Origin of the sequence: Sulfurihydrogenibium yellowstonense SS-5, from assembly GCF_000173615.1 — a bacterium.
Classification (GTDB): Bacteria; Aquificota; Aquificia; order Aquificales; family Hydrogenothermaceae; genus Sulfurihydrogenibium; species Sulfurihydrogenibium yellowstonense.
Genome location: NZ_ABZS01000184.1, coordinates 1 through 3167, shown reverse-complemented (window position 1 = coordinate 3167; position 3167 = coordinate 1). Strand labels below are relative to the sequence as shown.

General features: G+C 33.0%; 3 protein-coding genes. All 3 read right to left on the bottom strand.

Going from position 1 to position 3167, the window contains the following annotated elements:
• Positions 1-83: 83 nt before the first annotated feature.
• The gene (gene argH / locus SULYE_RS07200; protein ID WP_007547978.1) at positions 84-1316 is read right to left on the bottom strand and encodes an argininosuccinate lyase; all 1233 of its coding nucleotides are present in this window, start codon (positions 1314-1316) and stop codon (positions 84-86) included.
• Between the two features lie 300 nt (positions 1317-1616).
• Positions 1617-2819 carry a nicotinamide-nucleotide amidohydrolase family protein gene (locus SULYE_RS07195; protein ID WP_007547977.1) on the bottom strand — a complete coding sequence of 401 codons (1203 nt, stop codon included), beginning with the start codon at positions 2817-2819 and terminating at the stop codon, positions 1617-1619.
• 3 nt (positions 2820-2822) lie between these two features.
• A partial coding sequence (locus tag SULYE_RS08440) for a c-type cytochrome biogenesis protein CcmI/CycH (protein ID WP_007547976.1) occupies positions 2823-3167 on the bottom strand: 345 nt, incomplete at its 5' end.

The window sequence follows — 3167 nt, the reverse complement described above, 5'->3', positions numbered from 1 at the left end:
TCTTAGCGTCCACAAAGATTTCTTCGTCTGCACTACAAAAGGAGATAAAGTTCAAAGCATCTCTCAAGAGAGGCTGAACTGTTTCAACTCTCCCAGGTTATACTTTCAAGCTCTCTTCCTTGAGTTACTAAATATCCAACTATACTTCCTACAATATGATGAGCTTGTCTAAATGGTACGCCTTTTTCAGCCAAGTAGTTAGCTAAGTCTGTTGCAAGTGCAAAACCACCTGCTGCAAGCTGTGTTTTTTCTTTATTTAACTTTGCACCTTCAACTATCTTTGTAATTCCTACTATTGAACCTTTTATTGTTTTTACACTATCAAAAACCGGCTCCTTATCCTCTTGCAAGTCTCTGTTGTAGGCAAGAGGTAAACCTTTTACTACTGTTAAAAGAGAAACCAAATTTCCATAAACTCGTCCGGATTTTCCTCTGATTAGCTCCAGTACATCCGGATTTTTTTTCTGGGGCATTATTGACGAACCTGTTGTTAATTTATCAGGAAGCTCTACAAAAGAAAATTCAGAAGATGAGTATATTATCATATCTTCACTAAATCTTGACATATTAGCCATACAGATTGCACAGTTAGATAAAAACTCCAAAGCAAAATCCCTACTACTTGTTGCATCAATAGAGTTTCTCATAATCTGACTAAATCCAAGCTCTTTTGCTACATACTCTCTATCAATCGGAAAATCTACGCCGGCAACAGCTCCACTGCCAAGCGGTAGCATATCAATTCTTTTTAGATTATCAATAAATCTTTCTTTGTCTCTTTGAAACATCTCTAAGTATGCTAAAAAGTAATGAGCTGCCCTTATTGGCTGTGCCCTTTGAAGATGAGTATAAGCCGGCATTACAACATCAATATATTCTTTTGCTTTTTCTAATAGTTTTCTTTGCAAGTCTTCTAAGAGATTTATTATATCCTGTGTATTTTCCTTTAAATAAAGCCTAAAAGCTGTAATAACTTGATCATTTCTTGACCTTCCAGTATGAAGCTTTCCGCCTGCCTCTCCAATCTTATCCGTTAAAGCTTTTTCTATATTCATATGAACATCTTCAAACTCTTTCTTCCAAATAAATTTATTTTCTTTTATTTCTTGTTCTATCTCTTGCAAGCCTTTTATTATCTTTTCAGTATCTTCTTGTGGAATGATCCCTTGCTTTCCAAGCATCTTTGCATGAGCTATACTTCCTTTTATATCATACAAAGCAAGCTCTTTATCAAAAGATATACTTTCTGTAAACTCTTCTACAAAAGCATCTGTGCTTTCAGAAAATCTTCCACCCCAAAGCTTTTTTTCTTGCATTTTTAAAACCTCATTGTACTTTTATTAGGGAAGTTATTAGTTTAGAATATTATAGATGAAAAAGAACAAAGATAAAATAGCACTTATTATAGGAAATATTATCATACCTTGGAGTGAGAAATTAGCCGTTTTTTAAAGAATTTAAAAATAGATCCTTCAGACGTAGTCCTCAGGATAAACGAAGAAAGATTGATTGATAAACATTAGAAAAAAGGACAACTTTATCTGTCATTCTGCAGCCGGCGAGAAATCTCATGTTTTTAATGAATTTCTCACCCGACGTATAGAGTAGAGTTGAGATTAGCTTTTATTAATTAAATAAAGTCGAATTAAATTTAATGCAAACTGAGAAATGTATAATCTAACATCATTTCTGCTTCCTTGGTAAATCTCTTTATAAACCTTTGTTTCTTTACCATCTGTAAAACCTATATAATGAAGACCAAGAGGCTTGCCGGGAGATTCGCCGGATGGGCCTGCTATTCCTGTATCACTTACAGCCAAATCAGAATTTATTAAATTTCTAACTCCTTCAACCATCTGCTTTGCAACAGGTTCACTAACGGCACCAAAATTTTTAATATCTTTTTCATTTACTTTTAACAAATTGATTTTAACCTCATTGGCATAAGAGACAATTCCGCCTAAAACATACTCAGAAGAACCCGGTACGTTTACAAGACGGGAGACTATCAATCCACCTGTAGAAGACTCAGCCGTTGCAACAGTCTTTTTATTTTCTTTAAGTAGCTTACCGACTACTTCTTCCATCTCTAAATTATCTTCTGCATATATGAAGGTACCAAGTCTGTCTTTTATTTTTTTCTCTTTTTCTTTAAAACTTTCAAAATTTGTATCATACAAAAATACATCAATACCTTTTGGAGAAAAGTTATAGCTTAAATCTTTCATGTCATTTAGAAAATAGTTTAAATCAAGCTCTTTTATTCCAAAAACTCTAAAAAGCTTTGTGTATCTTTTTTTCTCATTTATATTAAGCATCTCAAGTGCTTTATAAAACATTGGCTCCATTTCTGATGGAACGCCAGGCAGAGCTACAACTGCTTTTTTTACATCGTCTAAAACTTTTATAAATCCCACAGCCCTACCAACCGGATTTTCAATAATGACAGAACCATACGGAATCTTTGCCATACTTTTTCTTTCTTCTGTTATCTCTACATTGTTTGTTTTGTAATACGTTTTTAATTTATTTAACCAATCTTCGTTGTATATTAATGGAACTCCTATCGCTTCTGAAACAGCTATTCTTGTGTTATCGTCTGTTGTTGGTCCAAGACCACCGGAAATAAAAACTAAATCAGCTCTATCTAAAGCAAACTTAATATAATTTACTAATTCATAGTGAGAGTCTGGAGAGATTATAATACCTTGAACGTCAACACCTCTTTCAAAAAGATTTTTTGCTATAAATAAGCCGTTTTTATCTTGCTTTCTTCCTTGAACAAATTCAGAACCTGTAATGATTATAATGGCTTTCATTTTTTATTCCAAATATCTATTTATTTTAATAACTACGTTTTTGCTTCCGGATTTTACTACTATTGGTTCACTTTCACAGCTGTTGGAGCTTTCCATAGGATTTCCAGACTTTGAAACCTTGGCATAAACAATAAGTTCTCCGGTAAATTCTTTATACAAATCTTCTATTATAACATCAGCAGGTGTGAGCTTGAATTTATATTCTTTGTCATTAAATTTAATCTTCTTTACAGCCAAAGGCTGAGGAGAAACACCTTTTCTAACTATCAAAAACAATGTCCCTTTACATTTATCTTTTAAACTATCATCAACTATAACTTTTCCTTCAATTTTATTTTGATCTATAAA